The organism is Undibacterium sp. JH2W (assembly GCF_049340425.1).
Classification (GTDB): Bacteria; Pseudomonadota; Gammaproteobacteria; order Burkholderiales; family Burkholderiaceae_D; genus Undibacterium.
Genome location: NZ_JBMPOT010000012.1, coordinates 15,153 through 42,152, shown reverse-complemented (window position 1 = coordinate 42,152; position 27,000 = coordinate 15,153). Strand labels below are relative to the sequence as shown.

23 protein-coding genes are annotated in these 27,000 nt (G+C 52.4%); 11 read left to right on the top strand and 12 right to left on the bottom strand.

Annotated elements, in window-relative coordinates; genetic code table 11:
- The 3 genes from ACO0LC_RS18650 to ACO0LC_RS18640 are packed head-to-tail and all read right to left on the bottom strand — an operon-like array spanning nucleotide 1 to nucleotide 4,344.
- Nucleotides 1-1,248, bottom strand: a complete 1,248-nt coding sequence (locus tag ACO0LC_RS18650) for an MFS transporter (protein ID WP_423005819.1) — start codon at nucleotides 1,246-1,248, stop codon at nucleotides 1-3.
- On the bottom strand, nucleotides 1,245-2,291 hold the full coding sequence (locus tag ACO0LC_RS18645; RefSeq protein ID WP_423005817.1) for a methyltransferase: 1,047 nt from the start codon (nucleotides 2,289-2,291) through the stop codon (nucleotides 1,245-1,247). Before ACO0LC_RS18645 ends, ACO0LC_RS18650 begins: the two co-directional genes overlap by 4 nt.
- Nucleotides 2,292-2,343: 52 nt before the next feature.
- Complete coding sequence (locus ACO0LC_RS18640) at nucleotides 2,344-4,344, bottom strand: TonB-dependent receptor (protein WP_423005815.1); 2,001 nt, start codon at nucleotides 4,342-4,344, stop codon at nucleotides 2,344-2,346.
- Nucleotides 4,345-4,552: 208 nt separating this feature from the next.
- On the opposite strand from ACO0LC_RS18640, the gene ACO0LC_RS18635 reads away from it, so the two are divergent.
- Together ACO0LC_RS18635 and ACO0LC_RS18630 are read left to right on the top strand one after the other, a co-directional pair.
- The gene (locus ACO0LC_RS18635) at nucleotides 4,553-5,497 is read left to right on the top strand and encodes a helix-turn-helix transcriptional regulator (RefSeq protein ID WP_423005813.1); all 945 of its coding nucleotides are present in this window, start codon (nucleotides 4,553-4,555) and stop codon (nucleotides 5,495-5,497) included.
- A gap of 177 nt (nucleotides 5,498-5,674) precedes the next feature.
- The gene (locus ACO0LC_RS18630) at nucleotides 5,675-6,763 is read left to right on the top strand and encodes a hypothetical protein (protein WP_423005811.1); all 1,089 of its coding nucleotides are present in this window, start codon (nucleotides 5,675-5,677) and stop codon (nucleotides 6,761-6,763) included.
- Nucleotides 6,764-6,882: 119 nt separating this feature from the next.
- On the opposite strand, the gene ACO0LC_RS18625 is transcribed toward ACO0LC_RS18630, so the two are convergent.
- Nucleotides 6,883-7,374: a hypothetical protein gene (locus tag ACO0LC_RS18625; protein ID WP_423005809.1), complete on the bottom strand. Its 492-nt coding sequence runs from the start codon at nucleotides 7,372-7,374 to the stop codon at nucleotides 6,883-6,885.
- Between the two features lie 736 nt (nucleotides 7,375-8,110).
- Between ACO0LC_RS18625 and ACO0LC_RS18620 the strand changes: the two genes are divergently transcribed.
- Nucleotides 8,111-8,701 (top strand): hypothetical protein, encoded by a 591-nt coding sequence (locus tag ACO0LC_RS18620; protein WP_423005807.1) that lies wholly within the window; start codon nucleotides 8,111-8,113, stop codon nucleotides 8,699-8,701.
- A gap of 31 nt (nucleotides 8,702-8,732) precedes the next feature.
- Here the strand turns inward: ACO0LC_RS18620 and ACO0LC_RS18615 are convergent, their stop codons facing one another.
- Genes ACO0LC_RS18615 through ACO0LC_RS18600 form a run of 4 tightly spaced genes read right to left on the bottom strand, consistent with a single transcriptional unit; the run spans nucleotide 8,733 to nucleotide 13,296 of the window.
- On the bottom strand, nucleotides 8,733-10,769 hold the full coding sequence (locus ACO0LC_RS18615; protein ID WP_423005805.1) for a sodium:solute symporter family protein: 2,037 nt from the start codon (nucleotides 10,767-10,769) through the stop codon (nucleotides 8,733-8,735).
- Nucleotides 10,770-10,784: 15 nt separating this feature from the next.
- Nucleotides 10,785-11,051 (bottom strand): DUF4212 domain-containing protein, encoded by a 267-nt coding sequence (locus tag ACO0LC_RS18610; protein WP_423005803.1) that lies wholly within the window; start codon nucleotides 11,049-11,051, stop codon nucleotides 10,785-10,787.
- Nucleotides 11,048-12,580, bottom strand: a complete 1,533-nt coding sequence (locus ACO0LC_RS18605) for a sensor histidine kinase N-terminal domain-containing protein (RefSeq protein WP_423005801.1) — start codon at nucleotides 12,578-12,580, stop codon at nucleotides 11,048-11,050. Before ACO0LC_RS18605 ends, ACO0LC_RS18610 begins: the two co-directional genes overlap by 4 nt.
- Nucleotides 12,577-13,296, bottom strand: coding sequence for a response regulator (locus ACO0LC_RS18600; protein WP_423005799.1), 720 nt, complete (start codon nucleotides 13,294-13,296; stop codon nucleotides 12,577-12,579). The genes ACO0LC_RS18605 and ACO0LC_RS18600 overlap by 4 nt, the downstream gene beginning before the upstream one ends.
- 343 nt (nucleotides 13,297-13,639) lie before the next feature.
- Here ACO0LC_RS18600 and ACO0LC_RS18595 point away from each other — a divergent pair, with 343 nt between their 5' ends.
- From ACO0LC_RS18595 to ACO0LC_RS18565, 7 genes are all read left to right on the top strand, one after another.
- On the top strand, nucleotides 13,640-13,768 hold the full coding sequence (locus ACO0LC_RS18595) for a hypothetical protein (protein WP_423005797.1): 129 nt from the start codon (nucleotides 13,640-13,642) through the stop codon (nucleotides 13,766-13,768).
- A 511-nt stretch (nucleotides 13,769-14,279) separates the two neighbouring features.
- Nucleotides 14,280-17,228 (top strand): TonB-dependent receptor domain-containing protein, encoded by a 2,949-nt coding sequence (locus ACO0LC_RS18590; protein WP_423005795.1) that lies wholly within the window; start codon nucleotides 14,280-14,282, stop codon nucleotides 17,226-17,228.
- Between the two features lie 562 nt (nucleotides 17,229-17,790).
- Nucleotides 17,791-18,432: a 2-dehydro-3-deoxy-6-phosphogalactonate aldolase gene (locus ACO0LC_RS18585; RefSeq protein WP_423005793.1), complete on the top strand. Its 642-nt coding sequence runs from the start codon at nucleotides 17,791-17,793 to the stop codon at nucleotides 18,430-18,432.
- 153 nt (nucleotides 18,433-18,585) lie between these two features.
- Entirely contained in the window at nucleotides 18,586-18,963 is a 378-nt protein-coding gene (locus ACO0LC_RS18580) for a BlaI/MecI/CopY family transcriptional regulator (RefSeq protein ID WP_423005791.1), read from the top strand.
- A complete protein-coding gene (locus tag ACO0LC_RS18575) occupies nucleotides 18,953-20,227 on the top strand; it encodes a M56 family metallopeptidase (protein ID WP_423005789.1) in 1,275 nt (424 codons plus the stop codon). The genes ACO0LC_RS18580 and ACO0LC_RS18575 overlap by 11 nt, the downstream gene beginning before the upstream one ends.
- Nucleotides 20,228-20,340: 113 nt before the next feature.
- Nucleotides 20,341-20,982 (top strand): hypothetical protein, encoded by a 642-nt coding sequence (locus tag ACO0LC_RS18570; RefSeq protein ID WP_423005787.1) that lies wholly within the window; start codon nucleotides 20,341-20,343, stop codon nucleotides 20,980-20,982.
- Between the two features lie 74 nt (nucleotides 20,983-21,056).
- Nucleotides 21,057-21,653 carry a YdcF family protein gene (locus ACO0LC_RS18565; RefSeq protein WP_423005785.1) on the top strand — a complete coding sequence of 199 codons (597 nt, stop codon included), beginning with the start codon at nucleotides 21,057-21,059 and terminating at the stop codon, nucleotides 21,651-21,653.
- 210 nt (nucleotides 21,654-21,863) lie between these two features.
- Here the strand turns inward: ACO0LC_RS18565 and ACO0LC_RS18560 are convergent, their stop codons facing one another.
- Nucleotides 21,864-22,304 carry an NIF family HAD-type phosphatase gene (locus ACO0LC_RS18560; RefSeq protein WP_423005783.1) on the bottom strand — a complete coding sequence of 147 codons (441 nt, stop codon included), beginning with the start codon at nucleotides 22,302-22,304 and terminating at the stop codon, nucleotides 21,864-21,866.
- 28 nt (nucleotides 22,305-22,332) lie between these two features.
- Nucleotides 22,333-23,250: a LysR family transcriptional regulator gene (locus ACO0LC_RS18555; RefSeq protein WP_423005781.1), complete on the bottom strand. Its 918-nt coding sequence runs from the start codon at nucleotides 23,248-23,250 to the stop codon at nucleotides 22,333-22,335.
- Between the two features lie 70 nt (nucleotides 23,251-23,320).
- Here ACO0LC_RS18555 and ACO0LC_RS18550 point away from each other — a divergent pair, with 70 nt between their 5' ends.
- Nucleotides 23,321-23,938, top strand: coding sequence for an FMN-binding negative transcriptional regulator (locus ACO0LC_RS18550; protein ID WP_423005779.1), 618 nt, complete (start codon nucleotides 23,321-23,323; stop codon nucleotides 23,936-23,938).
- A 282-nt stretch (nucleotides 23,939-24,220) separates the two neighbouring features.
- On the opposite strand, the gene ACO0LC_RS18545 is transcribed toward ACO0LC_RS18550, so the two are convergent.
- Both ACO0LC_RS18545 and ACO0LC_RS18540 read right to left on the bottom strand, forming a co-directional pair.
- Nucleotides 24,221-25,687: an N-acyl-D-amino-acid deacylase family protein gene (locus ACO0LC_RS18545; RefSeq protein WP_423005777.1), complete on the bottom strand. Its 1,467-nt coding sequence runs from the start codon at nucleotides 25,685-25,687 to the stop codon at nucleotides 24,221-24,223.
- 2 nt (nucleotides 25,688-25,689) lie between these two features.
- Nucleotides 25,690-26,994, bottom strand: a complete 1,305-nt coding sequence (locus tag ACO0LC_RS18540) for an amino acid deaminase (RefSeq protein ID WP_423005775.1) — start codon at nucleotides 26,992-26,994, stop codon at nucleotides 25,690-25,692.
- Between the last annotated feature and the right edge of the window lie 6 nt (nucleotides 26,995-27,000).

Here is a 27,000-nt window from a genome sequence, read left to right as displayed (position 1 = left end):
TCAGGTCGCCCCACCAGCAAGCATTTGCTGTTGCACGACAGCTGATACGACCTGCCGGTTTTTCAGCGCCAGCACAAGGACGCCTGCGCTTGCCAGTGTCAGCGCCAGCAGCATGCCGCGATAGCCAAAGAAATCCAGCAAGACGCCTGCTGCCAGCGGAACTGCCATTCTGCTCATGGCAAACAGGCTGGCTTGCAGGCTGTAGTCGATGGCGTTTCTGTTGGTTCTGGTGAAGTACATCATGAGGCCAAAGGCCAGGCTTGCTGAGCTTCCCAGGGCGATTGCCAGCATGAGGGCTGCCAGCAGCAAAGCGTATGACCCCAGGTTCAGGCATACCACCAGACTCAGGGTGGACAGGGACACGAGATTCAGTAAGGCACACGCCGGTATGGCCTTGATTGCACCTATCCTTTTGCACACGCTTGCTGCCAGCAGGCTGGCGACGGCGGCTATGGCACCGCCGCCCATGCCTGCGATTTTGGCGATGTCGGCGATGGTAAATCCGCTGTCCAGCAAGAGTGGTTTCAGATAAAACCAGGCGGTTCCAACGAAAGGAAAGCAAAGCAGCAATAAGCAAGTCCATGCCCTGGCACCTGCTTGCGAGAGGTAGGCCTGGAATTGCATGAGGGCAGCTTGCGGATGCTGTTCAGTTGCTGTGTCTGCCTTTGATGCGGGTTCTTTTATCGTGAGTAGCAACCCGGCTGCGCTTGCAAGAAATCCGGCCATCGACCAGAACGGTGCATGCCAGCCGAACTGGTTTTGCAGCAAGAGCATGAGGCCACCGCCGACGATGCTGCCTGCAGAAAGCGCGGCTGAACGCACGCCGCCAGCACGCATGCGCTGCGCTTCTGGCAGTAGCCTGATCGCCAGCGCATTGACAGGAATATCTGCCCAGGTCGCCATCAATGCTGCGGCCATGGCCAGCGCAAATAATGCACCTGGGCTGGACAGTAAATCCTGGCGACCTAGCATCAGCAGGATGAGGGTAAGCAAGAGGCAGAGCAAGATTGCCCAGTTGCGATACTGGCTGCCAGCAAGGCGATAGCGTTCTAGCGGCGCAGCCATGGCAAATTTGAAAATAGCTGGCAAGCCAGCCAATTGAAACACACCCAGCTCCATGCCGGTCCAGCCTTGCTGGCGCAGTATCAGGGGCAGGCCCAGCCACAGGTAAATGCTGGGGGCTGTCAAGGCCAGGTTCAGCCAGCCTAACAGGGCATGATGCCAGGCATCTCTTGGACTCGTCTTCACGATACCGCCTTTTTGGCGATCAGCACTTGCACAGGTGCCATGGGGAAGTCGCAGGCTTCAAAACCACCTATGCTGCAAAAACCCACCTGGCGCAATTCCGTCGCCAGCCCACCTTGTTTGCCCACATGTTTGCCCTGCATCATCATGGGCAGATAATACGGCAGTACGCGGGCAGCCGTTTGCGCATTTGGGGCTATCTCGGCATGGGCGCATACCAGTACGCCACCTGGCCTTAATGCCGCATATATTTTTTGCAGACAGGCATTTACATCAGGCACAAAATGCAGGACGGACGAGCACCAGATGAAATCATATGCTTCACCAATATCGTCCACCGCCAGGTCGCCCCCTTGTGCCTGCACGCGGCCAGACAAGCCCGCCTGTTCTATATTGTCTTGTGCAACCAGCGCTGTTTCTGGCCAGTCAAACACGCTGGCCCTGAGTGCGGGATTAGCTTGCGCCAGAGCGATGGCTACCCAGCCTGGCCCGCCGCCAAGGTCAAGGCAGTTTCTGGCATCCTTGAATTCTGGGATGCGATGGATGATAGCCAGCGCCGCCGCTACCGTGACAGCTCTTTGCTCCTGGCCTATTTGCGCCTTGGCTGCTGCGGCCCAGTTTTTACCTATGGCAGATGCAAAAGCGCTTGCGCTGCCAGATTTGCCATGCTTTACATGCTCACGCAATTGCGTTCCAAAGTGGCGAAGGGCACGTAACCGGTATAGCCAGGCATCGCCACAATAGTCAGGTGAATCTTTCGACAGATAGTGCAGTGCTTCTGGCCTGCTCTGGTAGCTCATGACATGCTTGCCCTGGGCTTTGGTTTCGCAGCGTTGCAGCAAGCCCATGCTCCATAATAGATCGAGGAAATTCGCGGTATTGCTGGCATGCAGATCCAGCTGCGTCGTCAGGTCTGCCAGGTCGCAGGGCTGCGTCAGTGCTTCAAAGATGCCGAGTTCCAGGGCGAGGTCCAGGGCGTCCGCCTGTACGCTGGCAGCGGCCAGATCCCAGTAGGCTTGCAGGGCATGGGGTGTTTCAAAGTGCATGGCTGTTTCCTTATTTGTTTGCTTGATTAGTTTGGTTTGCTTGGTTTGCGCATTACATGCGCCACACTAATTTCAAGCCCATTTGTCGCGGCGGGCTGTAGACCGTGACGATGCCGTTCTGAAAACCAAGGGCATCGTATTGACGATTGGCGAGATTATTGACATAGGCAGATATCTCGAACGCTCCCACGCGGGTGCCCGCAGCCAGATTCAGCAAGCCATAGCCATTGCGGCTATAACGATTGGCGGCATCCAGATACACCTTGCCCGTTCCTGTCAACATGGCTTGGGCATACCAGCCCTGCGGCGCTTCGTAGCGCAGGCTGGCATGGCCATTGATGTCCGGCGCGAAGGGGTTGCGATGGCCGTCGTAGATATTGCTGCCATCCCGGAAAGTATTAAAACGGGTATGGTTCAAACCCAGGCCAGCCTGGATTTGCCAACCCTGGCCCAGCAGATAATCCAGTTCAAACTCGGCCCCGCTGGAACGTGCAGAACTGGCATTGGTGATATACACCAGGCCAGGTACGGGCATTTGCTGTACCTGCATATCGCGTACGTTCATGGCATACCAGGCTGCGGCATAACGCAGGCGACGCTGCATGAGGATGCCCTTGATGCCGACTTCCAATGAGCGTACTGATTCAGGCTGAAAAGCGGCATAGTTGGCTGCCGGAGTAAACACGTTAAAGCCACCGGCACGAAAACCTTCCGTCATGCTGGCATACATCTGGCTGTTGGGTGTTAGCTGATATTGCAGGGCCAGCTTGGGTGTGGCCTGCGTCCAGCGCATAGAATTAGTGGCGAGTTGCTTGCTGGCGGCTGGCTGGAACTGCTCTAGGTTACGCTCTATACGTGCACCCGCCACCATGTCCCAGCGTTCAGCCAGGGGGATAGTCCAGTGAGTGAACACAGCAGTGGAATGGCCTGTGAGCGTAGCCATGCTTTTGCTCAAACCCATGGGCAGTTTTTGTTCATTCAGCAAATCATGATCGTCCTGGTCGGTGTAGAAACCGGCCAGCCATTGTGCCAGCCCGAATTTGCCTTCCAGCCTTAACTCTTGCGACAAGTTGCGAAAATGATGGTCACGCCCTATGTGCAGGGTATCCTGAGGTTTGAAATCGGTATCCTGCAGTACCCTGTCCAGAAAATCATTGCGCGCGGTGATGGAGCGCAGGTGTACACCTGAAGAAAATTCGTGCGTTACATCCAGCGATATGCTGCGCCCACGCGACTTATTCCAGCTGGGTGTGCCAGAGTTGACGGTGTAACGTGCCGCCGCGGGTGAGCCCCATAACGCGCCACCATCACGGTAATCCTGCTGGGTGTAGCGCAATATGGCATCGGTTTGCTGGCCTGGTGTCCAGCGCAGTGCCAGTTTCAGGTGGTGGCGTTCACGTGTATCTTCTTTTTGCGTAGTTGCCAGATTATCGATGAAGCCATCTTGCGAAAATAATTCACCGGCCACGCTGGCAGACAAAGTATCCGCAATCAATGGGCGGCTCAGGTCAAAACGCAGGCTGTGCAAATCACGGCTGCCCAATTCTGCCGACACCATGCTGCGTGGCGTATTGCCCGGCAGGCGGCTATAAATATTGATGACACCGCTTTCGGCATTGCGCCCATACAGGGTCGATTGCGGGCCGTGCAGCACTTCGATCCTGTCTATCCCCAGTAAGCGGTCATCATAGCCTTGCGCCATCAGGGTGGGCACGCCATCGACCAGGAGCAGGGTAGAAGAAGAAAATGAAAAGAAATTTGCGGTGAGCCCACGCATCACAGGCGCATGTATGCCGGATTGCCCAAATGGCTGAAACGCCAAACCTGGTGTCATCTGCTCCAGGGTTTCCAGGCTGCTCGCTCCGGCGGCATCCAGTGCATGGGCCTTGAACACGGTGACACTGGCTGGCAGTGCTTCCAGCGTTTGTGTCTGCTTGTTGGCCGTGACCGTGACAGTCGGCAATTCTGTCTGGGCGTGGCCATCACTGCAGGCATAGCCCAAAACCAGCAAGGGCCACAGGGGAGGGCGGGAGCGAATTTTTTTAAATGACATAGCCAGGCTCATTCTCTATGGATTGCGGATTAAATGAAGGATTCAATGTGTGCTGTGGAACAAGCATGGTTTTGCTTGATGCATGTACAGGCGATGTGTGAAATAATACCCACAAATGAGAATGAGTATCATCCGCATTTATATGCATTCCGCTGTATTTCATATGATTTCTGGCAATCTGCGTGCAGACTAATCAAGGAGCCTTGCCATGCCCTATCACATTGATGCCAGCGAAGCCCGGCCAGCGTCATCGACCTCACCCGGCTGGCTAAGGCAAGCCTTACCAGCCAGCCTGGGGGATTGCAGCGCGCAGCGTTTTGAGGTGGATGAGGGATTGGCCATCGTGTATTCACGCTACCGTCCTATCAAGGATCTGGTCGAGGAAAGCCATAATCCCAAGGGGCCGCGCACCCTGGTCATCACCCTGGGTTTGAGTGGCCAGTCCATGTATACCGACATGCGGGGCGATCAACTGGAGTTTCGTGCTGGCCATACCACCGTCACTTCATTCAATGGCAATGCCGGGCAACGCCGTTATCAAGCGGCCAGCTCAGTGGCCCAGTTGCGGCTGCTGATTGCAGAGCCGGTATTGCATCGCTATCTGGGGGCGTCTCGCGATCAGGATTTGCTGGCTACTGCAGGCGTGCGCCGTCTCGGTTTTGGCAAGACCTCTAGCGCCAGCGCTGCCCATGCCAGGGCCCTGATCTCAGGTTTGACTACCCCGGTAGCTGACGTGTTAGGCATGCACATCCATGCCCTGGGCCTGCTGGCAGAGCAGTTGCGGCAACTGGCCCCGGTGGCGGAGCATGCCGCTCATCATAAAATCAGCCCAGAAGACATCGCCAGGATGGAGCAGGTGCGTGACCTGATGCAGGCGCAAATGCAGCATCCTCTGAGCATTGCTTATTTGTGCGCCACTGTTGGCCTGAGTGAATTCAAACTCAAGCAAGCTTGCCGTCATTTGTACAATGCCAGCCCGCACCGCCTGCTGCTGGAAATACGCATGCGCCGCGCCTGGGTGCTATTGGAAAGCGGCTATCAAGTCGCCCAGGTTGCGTGGCAGGTTGGTTATGAACATCCCAGTAATTTCAGCGCCGCATTTACCAGGTTCTATGGCCGCACACCCAAGGCTGTTTTTGCCAAACGGAATTGAGCCGGGTATGGCAATCAATGACAAGTTCAAGACGGACAATCTTGACTGGCTCAAGGTGTACGCAGTATTCGATAGAATCTGAATTTACTTCTTGTTACAATGCTGAGCGTCCCCTGACTGTATGTCATTTGCTTTAGCTGATTGCGGTCATCACTCAAATTCTGATTCTCTTCCCATATGATGAAACTTAAAAGCAAGTTAGTACTGACTCTCTCGATTTTTTTATCTGCCTGCGGAGGTGGTAGTGGTGGCAATGGTGCTGCAACTGCTGGAGGTGCTGGTACGGTTTCGGGATTGGATGGCTCCACTCAATTGGCTTGTACCAATAAATTTGGCCGCACCTGGACTGCGATCGATAATGATACGAGCAAACCAAAAGTTGGTTATTTCAGTAATGTGGTGTACGGCAATGGCATGTTTCTTGGTGGAATAAAAGAGGGTGGATATGGTCTCTGGAGCAAAGATGGTGAAAATTGGACCCGTTCGTCAGCTACTAATTCAGGGTCCGGCGTAGTGACTTATGCGTTCGGGAAATTTATCACGCTCGACAGGGATTCATCCGGAAACTTGATAGTCTCTAGCACTACAGATGGGGCGAGCTGGGATAAGAAAATCATTGCACAAACCTCTGCAAATTCCAGCTCGACTTTACCCTCGTTTTACCCTTCCGACCTAGTCTCTGGAAATGGCAGGCTTATTGTTGTTGGTAGCAGCAACAAAATTATCTGGACTACAGATAGCCAGACATGGAATCTTGCCGCGAATCTCAATGAGCTGAAAGTTGCAAAAGATTACGATTTTAATTGGGCGGCTTTTGCTAAAGGAAAATTCTATACCACCACAAGTGCAGATCCGCGAATGCTATATGTCAGTACGGATGGCAATATCTGGCAAGCACAAAAAATTAGTGGCGACGGCGTTTTTCCTACCGCTGTTATTACAGGGATGCAGTATCTCAATGGGCTATATATTGCCGTGGATGCCAATGGCGTGATCGCCAACAGCAGCGATAGCGTCAACTGGAAAACTGTTCTAAAGGGGAATATGAGTCCCATCATTTATGGTAATCAACTGGTGATAGGTGCCGGACAGGTGATGACTATCGATTACCAGAAGAGTTACGATTATGCAGAGGTCGCGTATAGCTGTGATGGTGTGACTTGGGCAAAAACAAAATTTGAATCCGGCAACTTTATTAACACGGTTGCCATTGGTGATAACGTGGCAGTAAGAGCTGGTGTCAGAGCATCTTTCTCCAAATTCTGATTCATGTTTGCAGTACTTTGCACGCCTCTTATTCACAGGGGTGTGCAATTAGTTTCAGCAGCATGTAATTAAAGCCTTGCGTGCTATGTACGGGCAGTCAGTAAATATATGGCTTGCTGCTATTTAGCTGGACATACATCGGGATTTTTTTTGCATACTCGCGGGTCTGACAAATCTACATACCGGGCCTTGAATTGTTGATAGCGTTTGCCATCGTATTGATAATTTGCTGCAGAATAATGACCTGCTGTCGCGCTCGTGATTTCCAGGTTTTTTAGCATATGTGATTTCTTCCCTTTGAGATTCAGTGCCTGGCCACCACTGTAGAGAACCACCCGGTAAGCATTGCCTTCATGCTTCAAAACCCAGATTGCTGCTGTTGCAGCTCCCCATGCACAACCATCTGCTGTTTTTGCGACCCAGTCCAATTTCTGCGTGCCGCCAGCAAGGGCTATTGCGGTCCCTATGAAGCCGCCATCGGCACAGTCGCGGTAATCAGTAGTTTTTGCATGGGCTCTTACCGCAGTTAGTGCGGCAGGAGGCAGTGTGGATAAGCTGTCATCTTCAATATTGAATTCTTGCGAGAAAGCCGGGTTGACCAAGCATGACAAGCAGATTGATGAGGTTAGAAAAATTTTATAAAAGGCAGTCATTTTCAGGATAGCTCTTCCATTGAATAAGACCCACAGCCAGTCTGGGGGATTTTTTAAAAGCGCATTTTGAATAGTGCGGCGCTACAGAGATTTCTGGATTTCCAAGCTTGTGGGTAATTACGCAGCACTACATCACAAGTATCCTGGCAATGCGTGGTATTCCATGCATGAGCAGGTATGTAGCTAATGGATACTATTCCAGCTCATTGTGTCATGAATGGAAAATCTGATCAAATTTATCACTTATCATTGAGTTTGCCGATGAAGGCCAGCTTTCATACTAGTGGACTGTAACAGTGAGTCACGCTTGATCTGGTGGCTTATGCGTATGCTGTACGATCAAGTAAAATTGCCATCATCTGGCTAGGGCGTGCTGACATATCTTTTAGACAAAGCGCTCCCGCCATATCGCAGGCTGGCAAGGCTAGAGCCCCTGACAAGACGCGCAACGCAGTCCAGCGTGCGATATGGCGAGAACCCGAAGGGAATGGACCAGAAACCTCGCCTGGCGTTGTTGTGCGTCGCTCACTTGGCTCGCCAAGCAGCGCTCCGCACGCCTAGCCAGACAAGGTTTCTAACCCATTCGCTTGACTAAAAGATATGTCAACACGCCCTAGACTCAGAGCTTGCCTTGGCCTGGGGTGAGACCAGTTTTGACGAACATGCCACTTCACTCATATCCAATAAGGTTTTCATGAAACTTAGATTTTTTCCAGTTTTGCTGAGTTTTTCACTCCTGGTCGCAAATAGTCATGCTGCCTCGTCTTGCATAGTACCTGCGGTATTTACCTCCCAGCTGGCATTTAAAACGCGTGATATGCGTGATGCTGCAGGGATAAAAACTGCCCCACTGATCGCTGCAGAAGACGAGAGTCAGTGTCGCTGTCCCTCAGCGGAAGATAGTGCATCTTTTACCTTGGGCAAACCATTCAGGATGAACAATTTCTGTAGCAAGCCTGGTGACGTCCCTGAGCATACTTACCTGTTCTCTGGTCAGGCAACAATCAAAGGGAAGATACACACTGAAGCATCGGAAGAGTTTGGCAATCATCTGGTATTTGCACCGGATGATCATGAAGAAAAGAAAATCCCTCTATGGCAAAAAACACCCATGACTTTTTATCGCGTGCATGCGAAAAAAAGCTTGTGGCGTGGTTTTTACCAAAAAGTCGCCCGCTACACCTATGAGAAAAAGGCCATCGTTCATGTCTATGCTTATGCATACACGAATGTAGATGAGCGCGATCCTGTCATCATGGTCAGCAAACTGCAAATGCTGGATTGAATCTGGCCTGGCCTCATCTTGTAAAAGCGACTTATGGTTGCCGCACAAAATCCACCAGGTCCAGTGTTTTCTGATCTGGCCTGGGTGTAAAAAAACTGACTACCAGCATGGTGATAAAGCCTGCAGGCACACCGAATACACCAGCCGAGATGGGGGCGATGCTGAACCACTGGTTGGCGGGAGTGCCGCCGAACAGGGGGTGGGTATATAGCATGTAGAACACGCAGATGACAAAACCGCAAACCATGCCGCAAATGGCACCCTGGCGATTGGCGCGTTTCCAGAATATGCCCAGCACCAGCGCCGGGAACAGCGTGGATGCAGCCACCGAAAATGCCGTCCCCACCAGCGACAAGATATCGGCAGGCTTGAGTGAGGCAACATAGGCAGCGATCAGGGCGACGACCAGCAGCAGCAATTTGGAAATGGTCACCCGCTTTTGTGTCGAGGCTTGCGGGTCTATGATTTTGTAGTAGATGTCGTGTGACAGTGAGTTGGAAATTGTCAGCAGCAAACCATCGGCAGTCGATAGTGCTGCGGCCAGGCCACCGGCAGCCACCAGGGCTGAGATGACATAGGGTAAGCCTGCGATTTCTGGCGTGGCCAGCACCACGATGTCGCCATCAAGCACAATCTCGGCCAATTGGACTATGCCATCATGGTTGATATCGGTGATCGTGACCAGTGGGTTATTGCGGTCTATATTGGCCCAGTAAGTGACCCAGGCCGGTAGCTTGGAAAACTCGCTGCCCACCAGTGAATTGTAGATATCGTACTTGACCAGAATCGCCAGTGCTGGAATGGTGATGTACAGCAGCATGATGAAGAACAGTGACCAGAATACTGAGTCGCGGCTTTCCTTGACGGTGGGCGTAGTGTAGTAACGCACCAGTACATGAGGCAGGGCAGCAGTACCCATCATCAGGCATAACACCAGGGCCATGAAGTTGTTGCGTTTGTTGTCGGATTCTTTTTTATCCCTGGCGGCATAGGGCGTGTATTGAGAAAACCCGGGCTGTGCCTTGGCCAGATAAGCATTGCGGATATCACTCCAGCGACTTTGTGCTTCATAAGCTGACTTGGGGTAATTACTCAGCACCCGGCCTGCTGCCTTGATATCGAGCAGCGAGGCATTGCCTGATTTTAATTCTTCCAGCTTTTGCTGTAACTCATAACGGCCATCTTCCCAGGACTGCGGCAATTGCTGTATCTTGATTTGCAATTCATCGGCGCGCTGGCGGTAGATGGCCCGGACTTCTTGCTCCCTCGGGTCTGCCTCAAAACTTTTTTCCTTACTGACCAGTGCAGGCAGTACGGCACCATAGGAGAGTGGTGCCACCGGATTATGGGTATGCTTGATCGACAGCCAGGCCACCGGGATCAGGAAGGCGATGATGATAATGATGTATTGCGCCACCTGGGTCCAGGTTACGGCACGCATGCCGCCAAGGAAAGAGCATACCAAAATGCTGGCCAGGCCCAGGAAAATGCCGACAGAAAAATCCACGCCGGTAAAACGCGAAGTGATCAGGCCCACGCCATAAATCTGTGCGACTACATAGATGAAAGAGATAAACACGGTGGCAAATACAGCCAGTATCCTGACTATATTATTTTCTGGTGCACCGGCAAAACGCGCACCCAAAAAGTCAGGGATAGTGTATTGGCCGAACTTGCGCAGATAGGGGGCAATCAGCATCGCGACCAGGCAAAAGCCACCAGTCCAGCCTATGATGTAGGCCAGGCCATCAAAGCCCTGCAAATACAGGCCACCAGCCAGGCTCAGGAAACTGGCGGCAGACATCCAGTCTGCTGCGGTGGCCATGCCATTGAAGATAGCGGGCACGCGCCGCCCGGCTACATAGTATTCACTGATGTCCGAGGTGCGGCTGAGTACGCCTATGCCTGCATACAGCACGATGGTGGCGAACATGAACAGATAACCTATCCAGGCCCGCGGCACACCTTCTTTTTCCAGGATCGCCAGGCTGATGAGGAAGACAATAAACAGCAGGGTGTACCACAGGTAATAACGTGTCAGTCTTTGGGTAAAGCTTTTTTGTCCCATATGCTTAGTTTCCTGTCAGTTTTCTGTTTGCCTGCGGCTTATCCAGTGCATGCCCAGAGAATAAATGGCCAGTATAATGACAAAGCTCAGTGTCAAACCCTGGGCTGCCATGTAGAAAGAGAAAGGCCAGCCAAAGAAAGTCAGTGCCGATAATTCTCGCGCGAAAAACAATACGCCAAAACACAGCAGCCCCCAGCAGCAGAGCAGGGTCATGGTCAGTCTTTTGGTCTGCCGCCAGTATTGTTTGCCTACGCCGCCACTAGTCTCAGGTAGCTGGCTCATGACAGCCTTTCCATGGCAAGTTCATCATAGGGATTCAACTGGAAAGAAATACGGAATATGCAGCCAGGATAAGCCGGGTCTTGCGGCTGGGGATTGTCGACTATCTGTATGCGGGCTTCATGCTGGCTGGCGATTTCGCGCACGATGGCCAGGCCCAGGCCACTACCCTGCACATTGCTGCCCAGGATGCGGTAAAAACGTTCAAACACGCGTTCTCTTTCTGCCATTGGTATGCCGGGGCCATTGTCTTCCACTTCCACTATGGCCAGCGCCTGGTCGTGGTCTATGCGCACGCGTACAGTCACGCTATGTTCTTGCGGGGTATAGCGCAGGGCATTGTCGATGAGGTTGCTGAGCATTTCACGCAACATCAAGGGGCTGCCAAAGACCAGCACGGCATTTTTATCCTGCTCAAAACCCAGGTCTATCTTTTTTGCGAAGGAGGCCGGTATCCAGTCTTGCACGACATTGCGCGCCAGGATATTGAGATCTATCTGTTCGCGCGGCTGGTTGCTTGGCGCCAGGTTTTCTGCGCGGGCCAGTGTCAACAACTGGTTGACAAGGCGGGTGGCGGCTTCCGAGCTGGTGGCCAGTTGCGTCAGTGATTGATGTATTTCTTGCTGATCGGTCTGGCGTAAGGCCAGCTCAGACTGCATGCGCATGCCAGCCAGCGGGGTTTTCATCTGATGGGCAGCATCGGCGATGAAGCGTTTTTGTATGGCAATGGTTTGCGCCAGTCTTTCCAGCATTTCATTGAGTGATTTGACCAGGGGAGTGATTTCTTCCGGTACATGGCGCGAATCTATGGGGCTTAAGTCATCTGGCCGGCGCGCCCGTATTCTCTGCTGCAATTCTGCCAGCGGCGACAGGCCACGACTCAGCGCAAACCAGACCAGGGCCAGGGCTATCGGCAAGATGATGAATTGCGGCAGTATCACACCCTTGATGATTTCATTGGCCAGCAGGGCACGCTTTTCCAGGGTCTCGGCGACTTGCACCAGCGCTAGGTGCGGGTCTTTATTGGGGCCGCGATGACTGGTCTTGTTGAGGTCGATATAGCTATAGGCAATACGTATATCGATGCCGCGCAGGACAGCATTCCTGAATTGTACCGTGCCTATTGGTGGTCTTTCATCGTCCATGGGCATGGGCAGGTCACGGTCGCCATCGATGACTTCATTTTTGGTGACCTTGATCTGGAAATAGATATTATCAAGGTCATCAGCACGCAAAATATCGCGCGCCGGATTGCTGAGCTGGGTGACAGCCTTGCCATCTATCTCTTTGACTTGCTGCGACAATACCAGCACATTGTCTTCCAGGGCACGGTCAAAGGGTTGGTTGGCGATAGATTTGGCCACCAGATACGTGATGGCGATGCTCATGGGCCAGAGCAAGAGCAAGGGGGCTAGCATCCAGTCGAGGATTTCTCCAAACAAAGAGCGCTGGATTTTTTCTTCAGGTTGTTTGCCCACCGTGTCGCCAGGCGTGGCCGTGTCGCTAATAGCGCTGCCTGGCTGTTCGCTCATTTTTGTTCAGGGTTTGCGGGTGCTGCAACTGTTGCTACAGTGGCAGGAACAAAGAATTTTTCCAGGCAATAACCCAGACCGCGCACGGTGGCGATACGCACACCATCGACTTCTATTTTCTTGCGCAGGCGGTGTACATAGACTTCGATGGCATTGTTGCTGACTTCTTCACCCCATTCACAGAGATGGTCGACCAATTGTTCCTTGGAGACCAGCCGCCCCGTGCGTTGCAGCAGCACTTCCAGCAAGCCCAGTTCACGTGCAGACAAGTCCAGCATTTGCTCATGGATATAGGCAATGCGCCCGACCTGATCATAAGTCAGCGGTCCATGCTTGATGACAGTCGGGCCGCCACCAGCACCCCGGCGCGTTAGCGCCCGCACCCTGGCTTCCAGTTCAGACAGGGCAAAGGGCTTGGCCATATAATCATCCGCCCCCAGGTCCAGGCCCTTGACTCTTTGTTCTACTGAATCTGCTGCCGTCAGGATCAGCACTGGCAGATGAGAATTGCGCGCCCGCAAACGGCGCAGGACTTCCGGGCCGCTGAGCTTGGGTAAGCCCAGGTCGAGTATCAGTAAATCAAAATCCTGGGTCGTCAGCGCCGTGTCGGCCGCCTCGCCATCGCTGACGCAATCGGTGGCATAACCGGATTGACGCAGAGACCGGGTCAGCCCGTCAGCCAGGACACTATCGTCTTCCGCTAGCAAAATACGCATGATGTTTTGTCTCTTGTTTTTTTCTATGGGCGATGGCAATGACCCAAATGGCATCAAAGTTCGTTCATACAGCATTGTTATTACAGAAACAGATGCAGGATGAGTCAGTCTACGATGTCACCTTCAGGCATACATACATTTGATCTATGTCAAATTCTTCCAGCATCTCATGGTGGACAGATGCGGTGATGGCATAACTTTAACTCAAAACCGGGCTTTGTTTAGCAGAAGATAGAGGCAGGAGACAAAAGCCGCCACTTTATTTGTTACTTTTGTTGTCACCCAGGTAGTGGATAGGATTTGACTCTCACGGCACCTGTTACTTTGCGGAGTTGGTACAGGTTTGTTCTCCAGCCGAAAACCTGGACGTGAGCCTGAGGATGAATGTGAATTTTTTCGCGCAGGTATGGCTGCCAATGCCATGCTCAAGGTGGCATTGCCCATGCAAATGCCGGATGTACACAAAGCCTGAGAATAAACACGATGGTCGGTAGTGGTATATACAAAAAGGGTTGATTCTGTCCCTGGCATTTTCTGGATACCGCATCAACATTATCACTTAATGGTTTCTTTTGAGCTTAGTTATAAATTTCAGGATTTTACAGTCATTAAAAAACGCTCCTTGCGTACAGGCTTGTTTTGTTCGCTCACTGACAAATAAATACAGACAGGCTCAGGCCAACATCAAATTTAGCTAAACGAGAAGTTAAAAATATGTCGATGGCGTGACATCCATATACAACTTAGACTTTTTCATGTCGAATCAAAAAAGCTTGTGTGCCTTGCTCCATAAGAGTCAGCCAGACACCTGAATGATTTTGACGAGCAAAATAAATTCAGAATTCCCGACTTGCAAAAAAATAGAAGCACAAGCATGCACGATAGCAGCATGTCAGGACTGCTCACGTCTGTAACTCGGGTAAGTCAGCCAAACAGAGACCAGGACCATGCAAAATAGAAAAATGAAAATACGTGAGACAGTAATGACACGCGCGCTTTGCCTCACTTTTGGCAGCATGATGCTGCCTGTTGCCGTGCAGGCTCAGGACAATACGCCAGAAGCTGAAAAAAGCCAGCAAAGGGTGGAAATTACCGGCAGCAGCATCAAGCGCATAGACAGGGAACAGGCTTCACCCATACAGATCGTCAAGCGTGATCAGATAGAGCAAATGGGTGCCAGCACCCTGCAACAAGTGCTGGCCAATATCAGTGCCAATGTACCTGACCTGAAAGATTCGCAAAGCCTGTTCACCGGCATGGATGGGGCATCTTCTGCCAATTTGCGCGGCCTGGGCACGCAAGCCACCCTGGTCTTGTTGAATGGCCGCCGCCTGTCCAGCTATGGCGCGACCTATGGTTTCCAGTATCAGTTCGTGAACATCGATTCCATCCCTGTCGATGCGATAGAGCGGGTAGAGATACTGGCCGATGGTGCATCCGCAATTTATGGTTCTGATGCGATAGCTGGTGTCATCAATGTCATCACCAAGACCAATTACCGCGGCCTCGATGTGCGCGTGAATGGACAAAAATCCATGCAAACCAAAAGCAATGGTGAATATGGTGCCGCCATCACCTATGGCTTTGGTGACCTGGAAAAAGATAAATTCAATGTCTTTGGCACACTCAGTTATTACCAGCGTGACGCCGTTTATCTGCCCCAGATATTGTCATCCATACCGGATGACTACTATAAATACCATCCCAGCTTTTTGACCAATATGCGCATCGCCGAAGGCAGCGGCCCGGGCGTGCTCAACCCCGGCACCCTGTTCGCTTTCAGTAATGTAGGCACCAACCGCGCACCGGCCCAGGGTTGCCCCACGCCCTTGTCCCTGAAGGCAGATGGCAGCAATACCACCTGTGCCTTGAATACCCTGAACCTGGGTAAATTCTGGGTGCCTTCATCCAAGCGCACCAATGGCTTTATCAGCGCCCACTATGATATCAATGATAATGTGCAAGCCTTTGCCGAACTGGCTATTACCCACATCGACCTCAGTACTGATGTAGGTCCGCCCAATTTCAGCAGTGGGGATTATCCATCCTGGTATGCGCGTAATACGGGCGTCAAGCTCAATACTTTGACCTTCCCTTATCTGTCGGCCAAAAATCCCTATAACACTTTGCCTGCAAAATTGCAGGGCAATATGGGCGGCGTTGCTGGTATTTCTTACCGCTTTCTCGATGCCGCAGGCCTGGCCAAACAAAGCACGGTGGATGATGAATTCCGCCTCGTCACCGGTTTGAAAGGTAATACCGGCCGCTGGGACTGGGAAACCGCATTGACACTGGCAGAAACCCATAGCGTCATGAACCAGCGTGGCAGTAACCCCAGCGTCAGTGGTTTGCTGGCAGCCTTTGGTCCTTACACTACCGACCCCAAAACCGGTTACACCATCATGAGTGATAATCCGGCCTATAAATTTGGTGTCGACAATGCCAGCAACCGTGCCTTGCTGGAAAAAATGTACCCGAATGTGCAATACCCATCCTGGGACAAGGTTGCCAACCTGGATGCCAAAGTCTCAGGCAAGATCGCCACCCTGCCAGCAGGGGACTTGATGATGGCGGCAGGTTTCAATCTCAACTATGAAAACTACTCCAGCCCTGGTGATACAGCCGCCGCGAATGGTGATATCTGGTGGCAGGGTGGTTCCTGGTTCAAGGGCCAGCGCACCAGCCAGGCATTGTTTGCTGAATTTTTGGCTCCCATCACCAAGAGCATAGAAGCTGATTTTGCCATCCGTGACGACAAATATCCCGGCTTTGACAATAACATCGTGCCCAAGGTCGGCTTGAAAATACAAGCACTGAATAGTTTGCTGGTACGCGGCACGTACTCAGAAGGCTTCCGCGCGCCCAGCTTGGCAGAATCTGGCACGGGCGGCATCTATGCCGTGAGCCAGGTACAAGACCCCATACGCTGCGCGCAAACCAATGCGATTGCCGACGTACTCATGAAGTCGGCCAATGCCAGTGATGTGACTACCGGCAAAAACTTGTTGAACTCGGAATGCAGTGCCTACAACATAGGCGGCGTCACCAGCCCCAACTCAAAACTGATGCCGGAAAAAGCCAGGATTTCCACCGTCGGCTTTGTCTTCCAGCCGACCAAGGACTTTGATATTTCTGCCGACTACTATTTCATCAATCGCAAAAATGAAATCATTCCGGAAAACTATAATCAATTACTGGAACGTGCCATCGCCAAATTTGGCCCTGACATAGCCGACGTGACCGGCGTCATGCTGCGCACCCCTGTCTCGCCGCAGGACAAGGCTAACCAGGGCCAGGCTGCCGCAGTGTGTGCTGCCAATCCTGGCTTGTGCAGCAAGCTGCCAGTGTATACCGTTGGTCAGGTCGGCGGCATGATAGGCAGCTATATCAACCAGTCACAAACCCTGGTCGATGGCTTTGATGTGAATGCCAATGCCCGTTTTGGCCTGGGCGAATATGGCCGCCTGAACCTGGGCCTGCAAACCACCATCGCCCGCCGTTTTATCGTTAAGGGTGCTGATGGTGAATGGCAAGAGAATTCTGTCGGTGCGTATAACAACCCGCGCATCACAGGCCGTTTCTCGGCCTTGTGGAATTACGGCCAGTGGGACCTGGCCCTGGCCGCCAACTACACCGGCCCGCAAAGACTGCAAGGCGTGGGCGGCTGGTATGACCCCTCCTATGATCAGGAATCTTGCGAAACCAGGCTGGATACGCCCAAGTCTTTGTGCAGCAAGGGCATCGCTGCCGTCACGACCTGGACCAGTAATATCTCATGGCGGCCAAGAAAGGATATGAAGCTGGATTTGAATATCCAGAATCTGTTTAATCACAAGCCGGAGTATGATCCGCGCGGGAATTATGGGGTCAATAATTATGATAATTTTTTGGGGAGGATAGTGAAGCTGTCGTTTAATTATCAGTTTAAATGAGAGGAGGGATTGAGGGGGGAGATTGATCTCGTAGGTTGGGCTACGTTTCACCAGCCCAACACTCGACCTCCGATCAACGTATTCTTAAAAAACGAAGCGATATTTCTGAGTTCGTTTTTTAACTATCTGCACACGTTATTTACGATTGCAGGCCGGTGGTAGACCGGCGGCTATCCACCTTTTTGCTTCGCCAAAAAGGTGGGCCAAAAAGGCGACCCAGGCATAGCACTCCACTGCGCCGCTTGCAAGCGGCTTAGATATTGGCAGCGCAAAGCGTGCTTTGCGAAACCCTGCCAATATCCCCTGCGGGGTTCCCGTTTGTGCAGCACAAAAAATGGGAAGGCCCGAAACTCGCTACGCTCAAACAGCGGTCCTTCTTTTTCCATTTTCTGTACCGCACAAACGGCGTCTACACATGGGAAATTCGGAAAGTCAATAGCAACCCCAAATTCAAAAGCAACCCCAAATTCAAAAGCAACCCCAAATTCAAAATCCGGCTACACGAACGCCAAAGCAATATACTTACCAAAGCACTGTCAAACACTATACCCAAAACACCACCATGCCCCCATCTAAAAATTTCCCCACCTATCTCAATCCCATCCCCCTGGTCGCCATCCTGCGCGGCATTCAGACCCATGAATGCGAAGAAATCGCCCTGGGCCTGTATCAGCTAGGTTTCCGTTGCATAGAGATACCCTTGAATTCACCAGACGCCTTGCGCAGCATAGGTGTGCTGGCCAGGGCTTTGCCAGCCGATTGTTTACTGGGAGCAGGAACGGTATTGCGGCTGGAGCAGGTGGGGCAGGTGCAGGATGCGGGTGGTGCTTTGATCGTCATGCCGCATACGGATGTGGCTCTGATTGCGGTGGCCAGGCAGCGTGGCATGCTCAGCTTGCCGGGTGTGGCCACTATCAGTGAGGCTTTTGCGGCACTGCATGCGGGGGCGGATGGGCTTAAGTTATTTCCGGCAGAGTCAGTGCCACCCACGGTCTTGAAAGCCTGGCGCACGGTCTTGCCAGCGGATAGCCTGTGCCTGCCTGTGGGTGGTGTCAAACCGGCAGGCATGCAGACGTATCTGCAGGCGGGCGCGAATGGTTTTGGATTGGGGGCCAGCCTGTATCAACCGGGCTGGTCGGCGCAGCAAGTCATGCGGGCGGCCTCCGGGTTTATCACGGCTTGGAAACAAGTCCAGGAAGAATAAACCGCAACAGCGATATAGACAGGCGCGCAAGCTGGTGTTGCGCGTTTTTGGTTTACGGTGATTTTTTCACATTATTTGTTTGACTTCATCGATTACGCGTGTAATCATTAATTATCGATTACATCTGTAAATGAATAAATTCTGGAGCCTGCAATGAAAAACATCGCTATCAGCGAAGCCGAATCGCTGGTCATGGACACCCTGTGGCAGCAACATCCGATGGCAGCCGAGGAGGTCAGTGCCATCCTGGTGCAACAGCAGGATTGGCAGGAAGCTACCGTCAAGACCCTGTTGAATCGCCTTTTGAAGAAGGGCGCGATAAAGGCAGAAAAAGATGGCAGACGCTTTTTGTATTCCCCCGTCCTGAAGCGTGAACAATGGCTGATGTCCGAGAGCAAGGGCTTTCTGGACCGCATGTTCAATGGTCGTATTGCGCCTCTGGTGGCGCATTTCAGCGAGCAAAAGAAATTATCCAAGCAAGACATCGCCGAACTCAAACGTCTGATCAGGGAGCTGGGTGATGATGAATAATTTATTGCAGACAGGTTTGCTGATCTGCATGGTCACTAGCGCAATCATTGCCATCATCTTGCTCATCAGGCTGCCATTGCGCAAACTTTCTGGCGCCAACACAGGCTACCAACTCTGGGCCATGTTGCCATTGACCTTGCTGGCCATGCTGCTGCCGCATCGCCAATACCTGGAGATGCGGGTGGACCTGAATGCACCTGCAGGCAAATTCATGGCTGCGGCCACGATGCTGGACATGCCGGTTACCAGCATCTGGCCCATCTTTTTTATTACTGCATGGCTGACAGGTAGTGTCTGCTTCATGGGCATGCTCATGGTTGCGCATCTGCGCTTCATGCATAAGCTGGACCAGCTGACCGAGGATGAAGGTGTCTACCTCTCCAGCAGTGCAGAGGTTGGCCCGGCACTTGCAGGTTTCTTTAAACCAAAAATCATCTTGCCCGCCGATTTTTTTGCACGCTATAGCACAGAAGAACAGGCACTCATCATCCGTCATGAGAGAGTCCATTTGCGCCGGGGTGATGTGTATGCCAACAGCCTGTTTGCCTTACTGCAATGCCTGCTGTGGTTTAACCCGCTGGTACACCTGGCAGCCAGATATTTCCGTCTCGATCAGGAGCTAGCCTGTGATGCCAGCGTCATCGCCGCTCAGCCGCAAGCCAGGCGCAGTTATGCCGAAGCCATGCTCAAGACGCAACTCAGTGTTACCCCAAGCACCCTGGCCTGTCATTGGCCTTCCCATCATCCTTTGAAGGAAAGAATCATGCAATTACAAGAATCAACACCTAGCTTGTTTAAACGTAGCCTTGCCTATCTCTTGCTGAGTGGCCTGTGTGCAAGCACTGCCTACAGCGCCTGGGCTGTCACACCTGTCAGTACGGTAGTCACGCAAGCTGGGCAAAAGAAACAAGCCAGCGTCAAAACCGAGGCCGACACTTATCTGGTGAATACAGACATCCATGTCGGTGGAGAAACCATTACTCCCCGTGTCATGGTGGAACAGGGCAAAGAGGCCAAAATCAGCCTGACATCAAAAGAGCCACAAGCCACATGGGATATCAGTTTCAACCTGGTGCCAGCACCTGCCAAGTATAAAAACGCAGTCCTTATCGCCATGCAAGTCAGGAAAGATGGCAATCTGGTAGCAGAACCAAAACTCGTCACTGGCCTCAATCAAACAGCCACTCTCCAAAAAGAGTCGACAGATAAGCAAGAGGATTTTGATATCAAAATGACGGTCAATTTGGTGAAAAAGCCTGAATAACTGGTAAAAACGGAGCGGCCTGCTCTGATAGAATGAGGGAGAAATTATTCTCTCCCCCTGAACAGGCCGTCATGAGAACTACATACATCAGATTCATCACCGCACTATTGCTAATGTCTGCTTCCACCGTCATGGCCGCGACCGATAAAGTCTGCACTGGTGACGCTGCCCTGAACAAGCTCGAAGGTTATTGGAGCACCAGTCATTTTCTGAAACTCTTGAAGAAGCATGGTAGCTGGACTGCTGCCATGGCAGCGACTGATGACCAGCAAGTGGCCCTCACCGTCAAAGATGGTCGTATCAAACAAAACCTGGCCTGGCATGAAGGCGATGAAGCAAATTACTGCCTGCGCCTGCAAGGGGATAAAGTCTGGTTACTTGGTGATGGCAAAAAAAGAGCTGAGCAAGGCCCATATCAACGCTTGGGCGGGCATGGTCAAAAAGAAGCCGACCTGTATCTGGTGCGCCTCATACAAGGTTGCTTTGTCAGCCAAGAAAAAGAGCAATGGTGTTTTCAGGATGGCAAGCTCAGCATCAATGGCAAGCCATCCAACGCCAGCCTGTCTCTGGATTTATCTGAACTGGATTTATATGGAACACCTCTGCGTGTAGAAGGCCGCAAACTGCCATTCTGGTATCTGGTCCGGCGTGGCGATGCCTGGGCGGTGTTTGAAGATGATTATGCGAGCAATGAAAAACGTTTGCCTGTCGACCCCAAAACCAGCAAGCCCTGGCGCGTGCTCAGAAAGCAATAGCCTTACACATGTTTCAGGGATATAAACTGCGTCGCCATTTTGCTATTAAATATATCGTTCTTCTGAGCTTAGTGTTGCTGCTGGCGGGATACCTGGCGGTGATGTGGAGTATCGCAGCCTATCCGGCCTTGCTGTCACAGCAGTTCGCTGCGACTGAAAAAACAAAAGCAGATGCTGCCATTATCCTGGGCGCATCCGTCTGGAAAGACAAGCCTTCCCCCGTATTTGTCGAGCGCATCAACTATGGCATACAACTCTACCAGAGCGGTCAGGTAACTCACCTGATCTTTACCGGCGGTTTGAGTAAGGGTGATACCCTGTCAGAAGCCGCTGCCGCCCGGCAGTATGCGATTGCTGCGGGTGTACCAGCCTCGCAGATATTGATAGAAGAAGTCTCGAAAAATACTTATCAAAACTTGCAGCAAGCATGCAAGCTCATGCAAGTAAATCAATTTAAAAGCAGCATGGTAGTCAGCGACCCGCTACACATGAAGCGCGCGATGAGCATGGCGCAAGACTTGCATCTTCATGCAACTTCTGCCGCCACACCCACCAGCCTTTATGTAGGCTGGAGTGCTAAAGGCCAGTTTTTGCTGTATGAAAGTCTTTTTTATGTGAAGTACAAATTGCTAGGGGAAGCTGAAAATTCCTGCATGAGTAAAAAAACATAAGCACGGGCCAGATTAATCTGATGATGTGATCAAATATCTGACCTTTCCTCGTAGAAGCGGCTTCAGCCGCGAATGGGTTTTACTCCTGCGTATATAAGCGACACGGCAAAATGTTCGCGGCTAAAGCCGCTCCTACATGTATCAGTCTAGATATGGTGTGCTTGTGCGGCCAGCACTGTACTTATTTCCCTTAGACTTCCAGATCCTCATTCAGGCTTTAAACAAGGCTTCGAGCTTTGCCAGCATTTTAAACAATCCCCTATCTTCTTCCGAATAGGGATAATCAAAAAATTCTATCTGCATCCATTGCGCCGCCTGGCCAGGATGGACATAGATTTCAAAATCATCGACCAGGATCGATTCTTCTACCCTCGCATCAGGGATATATTCCAGATTCTTGGTCTCGCCTTGCCAGTTCACGTATTCAATATGGGCAAACCAGGCAGGTGCCTTGCCTTCTTCCACCAGTAGTTGGGCGATATGTCGGAACTTGGCTTCATTGACTGTCGTGAACATGACCAGTCTTGGGAAAATCAAAGCGCAACGTTCCAGAAATTCAAACAGGCCAGGGCGTGGAATCTGACTCATGGCGTTAGAGATCAAAGTGCCTTCAAGGTCCAGTGCCAGGGTAGTTGGTCTATGAGATGTCATGATGAATAGGAATATTATGTGTTTGGCTTCAGGCCGCAGGCAAATTACCTTCAAACAATTGCTGATGCGCAGCCAGCGCAGGCTGGAGTTTTTCTATGCAGGCATTGATGCGGCGGACACGGCGCAAGTCAGGGTGGCTGAGTATCCATAGCGTAGAGCGAAATTCTTCCATGGGCAAGCCCAGGCGTTTCAGGGCTGGTGCACGGTCACCCAGGTAGCAAGGCAGGATGGCCATGCCCATGCCTGCATTGGCCGCGCTGGCGACATTGCTGAGGCTGTTACAGCGAAATACCGCTTGCTCAAGCAAACCTTGCGCGGCCTGCCATCTGGCTGAGTCCAGATGGGCCAGCGTGGCATCGGTCATGACCCAGGGACGAAGTGTCATCTCACTGCTGTGCATTTTCGGCCAGGTAGCGGGATAGTAGATGCAAGAGGCAATATCACACACACGACGGGCGATCAAATGATCCGGCGGCGTCCCGCCAGCACGTAAGGCGATATCGGCTTCGCGTTTTTCCAGCAAGAACATACTGTTGCCGGTGCTGACTTCCAGGCGTATGCCCGGCAATTGCTGCTGCATGCCGGCAAAGATGGGTGGCAGTAATTGGAACATCAGCGTATCCGGGCTGGTAAGGCGTACGCTGCCTGTGGGCTTTTCATCCAGCCCGGCAATACCCAGCTCCAGACGGTGAATGTCTTCCTCAATTTGCTGCGCTACGGCGATGATTTCACTGGCAGCAGCGGTGGGGACGTAACCAGAACGCTTGTGTTCAAACAGGGCGACCGCAAGTTTTTTCTCTATCGCTCGCACGCGACGAAAAATAGTCGGGTGGCTGCTACCCAGCGCAAGCGCAGCCTGGTTCAGGCTGCCTGTCCTGGCAACCGCCAGGATGATGCGCAAATCATCCCAGTCCAGCCTGGCTTGTTCATTTTTGAAATACTGCATTGCAAAATCATGTCTTGTGATGAGAACTACGCAAGATTACCATGGCTGTCAATTCAATTTGGAGTCAATAATGAACAACCCCGAAATTTTCCAGCCAAAAACCACAGCCGAAATCGATCAGATGGTAGCCCGTAATCCTCTGGCCCTGGTCATCAGCGCCGACGGTGTGAATATACAAGCATCGCCCCTGCCTTTGATCCTGCAAAGAGATGCTGAGGGCAATGCCAGCTTCATAGGGCATTTTTCCATCCATAACCCCCAGCTTGAGATCATCCGCAAGAATCCGCGTGCCTTGCTGGCTTTTACGGGTGTCCAGGGTTATATCTCATCTGCCTGGCTGAGTGACCGCCGTTATGCCCCCACCTGGAATTATGAAGTGGCCCATTTTGAAGTCGATATCTACTTGGAAGAAGGCCCTGCAGCTGCCATGCATGCACTGGGAACACTGGTCAGCCAGATGGACGCGAATGAAGCACACCCCTGGAAGATAGAAGAAAGCCCCAGGGCAGAACAATTAGCAAAATTCATTGTGCCTTTTCGCGCCACAGTCTTGTCTTGCCAGGCGCAATTCAAACTTGGGCAAGGTGATCCAGGGAGCCTGATACAAGACAGCCTGGTGGCGCTCAGGAGAACAGGCAATCATGGCCTGGCCGATGCCATGAGCAGGATGCATACGCTGGATAGTTAAGTCGGATAGTTGAGCCGGATTGCTGCGTTGGATGCATAAACTGCAAAGGCTGAAAACAGCAGTCAGGTGCAAAACTTGGAAGGCAGTTTTTATGGATTTACAGAAGTGGAAGAATTATTTTCTTGAGTGCTGTTAAGTGAGGATATTCCAACTCACTGTAGGGTGCTATCTCTGTGTCTCAGTGTCTCTGTGGTGAGATTTTTGGTCTTTTCAAAAATTCCAAATGAATGTTAAGTAGGGTGCGCCATGCGCACCGCCCCCAATACGGAACACATAATAAATTTAGTCGTCAAAGTTATAACGTTCATCCTGTCTGCGCAAGACCTTGCCAGCGCGCTTGCCAGTCAGCTTGCCTTCTGCCATGGCAATCTCGCCATTCACCAGTACCCACAGCACACCTTTGGCGGCCTGTTTGGGGTGTGCAAAAGTGGCGGTATCGCTGATCGTGGCCGGATCAAAAATCACCAGGTCGGCCCAGCAGCCGCAGGCGATGCGGCCACGTTGTTTGAGTCCAAAATGATCGGCAGATAAAGTCGTCATGCGGCGTATGGCGACTGCCAGGCTGAACAGTTTTTCTTCGCGCACATAATGACCAAGCACCCGCGGGAAAGCACCCCACAGGCGTGGATGTGGATGCTCATCATGTGGCAGTCCATCAGAACCTATCATCGTGTGCGGGTAGCTAAGCACGCGCTGTACATCATCTTCACGCATCTGGAAATACACGGCACCGGCAGGGTGCAGGCGGCGTGCGGCTTCTTTTTGATCGACTTGCCATTCAGTGGCGATATCGGACAGATCACGCCCCGACATGGCCGGGTAAGGCTCGGAAAATGTCACCATGATGCGGATGATACCATCGACATAGTCAGGGTCAAGCACGGTGGAACCGGCGGCATAGGGGTAGGCATCCAGTCCCACTGCTTGGCTGCGGCGACGTTCGCTGATATACGCCAGGGTCTCGCTCGTTCGCCCCCAGTTGGCCGGGCCTGCACATTTGTGATGCGAGAGTATGACGGGCAATTGCGCCGCTTGCCCGGCATCGCAGGCTTCTGCCAGGGCATCCATGACACCATTGTATTCATCACGTATATGCGAGGTATACACGCCGCCAGCCTGGGCGGCGATTGTGGCCAGGGCAATGACTTCGGCATTGTCTGCAGCCCTGCTGGTCTGGTAAAACAGGCCGGAACTGAAACCCAGTGCACCCGCCTGCATGCCTTCTGACAGCAGGGTTTGCATGCTGCCGATTTCTGTAGCGCTGGCGGGCCCTGTCCAGTCTGCCATGGCATTTACACGCAGAGTGGAGTGGCCTATCAGCATGCCGACATTGACGGCGGGCTCAGCACTTGTCACGGCTGCGACATAGCCGGCCATGCAGTCAAACTGGTAGTCTTTTTGCGTGCCTATCAGCGACAAGGGAGCAGGCACTGCAGCACTGGCTTTCAGGGGTGCAAGGCTGATGCCGCAATTGCCGGTGATGACTGTTGTCACGCCTTGCGTGAGCTTGGGCTGCATGGCGGGCTGTTGCAAGACTACCCTGTCATCATGGGTATGCACATCAATAAAGCCAGGTGCCACGGCCATGCCCGTGGCGTCTATGATGTGTTGCCCTTTCAGACTGGCAGGGGCGGCGATGGCAGCGATCTTTTGCTCGCGTATGCCTATATCGGCAGGGTAGGGCGCGCAGCCGCTGCCGTCATAGACCTGGGCATTGCATATCACCACATCATATGTAGCGTCTGGCATGATCAGAATATCGTATTGATAGCAGACTGCACGCGATAGACATCATCGACCACCAGCATCAGCGGCCATTTGTCAAAGGTGGTGCAAGGGTGGGAAATGCCACAGGCGACGAGGTCACCGACTGCAAGGGTCTGGCACAGGCCACTGTCTTTGGGCAGGCGCAGGTAAGCATGCTGGTCATTCATTTTTTCTATCTTGCAACCGGCAGGCAGGGCAAATGGTGCACTGGTGTGGCCGGGCTTGTGTGTGGCAAAAGGCAAAGGCATATCGATGTCGTATGAGGCATCGCGCTTGCCCATGGTCAGGATGGCCAGGTCGCTCTCAGGGCGAGACTGCACCATGCTCCAGACTTCCAGCGCAGGGCGCAAGCCGCCGGCTGGCAAGTCAGCAACACGGCCATGCATTTCTTCCACCAGTCCATGATAAAAACCATGGTCATGCGTGACATAGCAACCGCTACGCAAGATGGGTAGCAAGGGGCGCGAGAGTTTCATTTCGCTGGCAAATTCCTCACCCACCAGATCAAAATAAGCCGAGCCACCGGCAGAGATTAATATCTCAGGCAAGTCAAATAATTGTTCGCGATCAGCCTGCTGGCATACTGCGCTCATGTTTTGCAAAAAGCTTTTCACTTGCTGCAAGTCTTGCTCGCGGTTTTTACCAACCAGCAAGCCTTCATAACCTTCTACGCCTGCCAGTTGCAGGTAAGGGCTGCGGTGGATATGACGGGCCAGTTCCAGTGCTTCTTGCGTGCTGCGGCAACCTGTGCGGCCACCGGCAAAACCCAGTTCCACCAGCAGTGGCAAGGTTCTTTGCAAGCCTGCTTCACGCACTGCATCGGCCAGCATGTTGACACCAGGGATGGAATCGCAAATTGCATAGAAATTGAAGTCCGCATCTTCAGCCAGCAAGGCCAGGACAGAATGGATATCGCTCTTGCTGATGAGCTGGTTGGCGATAATGACGCGTTTCACGCCAAAACGATGTGCTACACGCATCTGGTTGACATTGGCCAGCGTCATGCCCCAGGCCCCATTACGCAACTGCATGTCAAACAATTGTGGGCTCATGGTGGTCTTGCCATGAGGGGCCAGTACGATATTGCGGCTGGCGCAGAAGGCCTTCATCCATTGCAGATTATGTTGCAGGGCGCTGTCTTTCAGCACAGCCACAGGGAAGCTGGTGTCGGCATTCAATACATTCCAGGCTTGTGCGCCCAGGTCTTTTTGCAGCAGTGGGGTAGTCAGGGCCAGGCCCTTGGTGCCGGGTAGCAGGGTTTGTTCATTCAGTGATGTCAGGTTCAGCATGGGGTT

What these genes read in the sequence shown, in the direction of transcription:
- ACO0LC_RS18645 (WP_423005817.1), bottom strand. Translation starts at nt 2,291, where the DNA reads ATGCACTTTGAAACACCCCATGCCCTGCAAGCCTACTGGGATCTGGCC.
- ACO0LC_RS18640 (WP_423005815.1), bottom strand. Translation starts at nt 4,344, where the DNA reads ATGTCATTTAAAAAAATTCGCTCCCGCCCTCCCCTGTGGCCCTTGCTG.
- ACO0LC_RS18635 (WP_423005813.1), top strand. Translation starts at nt 4,553, where the DNA reads ATGCCCTATCACATTGATGCCAGCGAAGCCCGGCCAGCGTCATCGACC.
- ACO0LC_RS18630 (WP_423005811.1), top strand. Translation starts at nt 5,675, where the DNA reads ATGATGAAACTTAAAAGCAAGTTAGTACTGACTCTCTCGATTTTTTTA.
- ACO0LC_RS18620 (WP_423005807.1), top strand. Translation starts at nt 8,111, where the DNA reads ATGAAACTTAGATTTTTTCCAGTTTTGCTGAGTTTTTCACTCCTGGTC.
- ACO0LC_RS18615 (WP_423005805.1), bottom strand. Translation starts at nt 10,769, where the DNA reads ATGGGACAAAAAAGCTTTACCCAAAGACTGACACGTTATTACCTGTGG.
- ACO0LC_RS18610 (WP_423005803.1), bottom strand. Translation starts at nt 11,051, where the DNA reads ATGAGCCAGCTACCTGAGACTAGTGGCGGCGTAGGCAAACAATACTGG.
- ACO0LC_RS18605 (WP_423005801.1), bottom strand. Translation starts at nt 12,580, where the DNA reads ATGAGCGAACAGCCAGGCAGCGCTATTAGCGACACGGCCACGCCTGGC.
- ACO0LC_RS18600 (WP_423005799.1), bottom strand. Translation starts at nt 13,296, where the DNA reads ATGCGTATTTTGCTAGCGGAAGACGATAGTGTCCTGGCTGACGGGCTG.
- ACO0LC_RS18590 (WP_423005795.1), top strand. Translation starts at nt 14,280, where the DNA reads ATGACACGCGCGCTTTGCCTCACTTTTGGCAGCATGATGCTGCCTGTT.
- ACO0LC_RS18585 (WP_423005793.1), top strand. Translation starts at nt 17,791, where the DNA reads ATGCCCCCATCTAAAAATTTCCCCACCTATCTCAATCCCATCCCCCTG.
- ACO0LC_RS18580 (WP_423005791.1), top strand. Translation starts at nt 18,586, where the DNA reads ATGAAAAACATCGCTATCAGCGAAGCCGAATCGCTGGTCATGGACACC.
- ACO0LC_RS18575 (WP_423005789.1), top strand. Translation starts at nt 18,953, where the DNA reads ATGATGAATAATTTATTGCAGACAGGTTTGCTGATCTGCATGGTCACT.
- ACO0LC_RS18570 (WP_423005787.1), top strand. Translation starts at nt 20,341, where the DNA reads ATGTCTGCTTCCACCGTCATGGCCGCGACCGATAAAGTCTGCACTGGT.
- ACO0LC_RS18560 (WP_423005783.1), bottom strand. Translation starts at nt 22,304, where the DNA reads ATGACATCTCATAGACCAACTACCCTGGCACTGGACCTTGAAGGCACT.
- ACO0LC_RS18555 (WP_423005781.1), bottom strand. Translation starts at nt 23,250, where the DNA reads ATGCAGTATTTCAAAAATGAACAAGCCAGGCTGGACTGGGATGATTTG.
- ACO0LC_RS18550 (WP_423005779.1), top strand. Translation starts at nt 23,321, where the DNA reads ATGAACAACCCCGAAATTTTCCAGCCAAAAACCACAGCCGAAATCGAT.
- ACO0LC_RS18545 (WP_423005777.1), bottom strand. Translation starts at nt 25,687, where the DNA reads ATGCCAGACGCTACATATGATGTGGTGATATGCAATGCCCAGGTCTAT.
- ACO0LC_RS18540 (WP_423005775.1), bottom strand. Translation starts at nt 26,994, where the DNA reads ATGCTGAACCTGACATCACTGAATGAACAAACCCTGCTACCCGGCACC.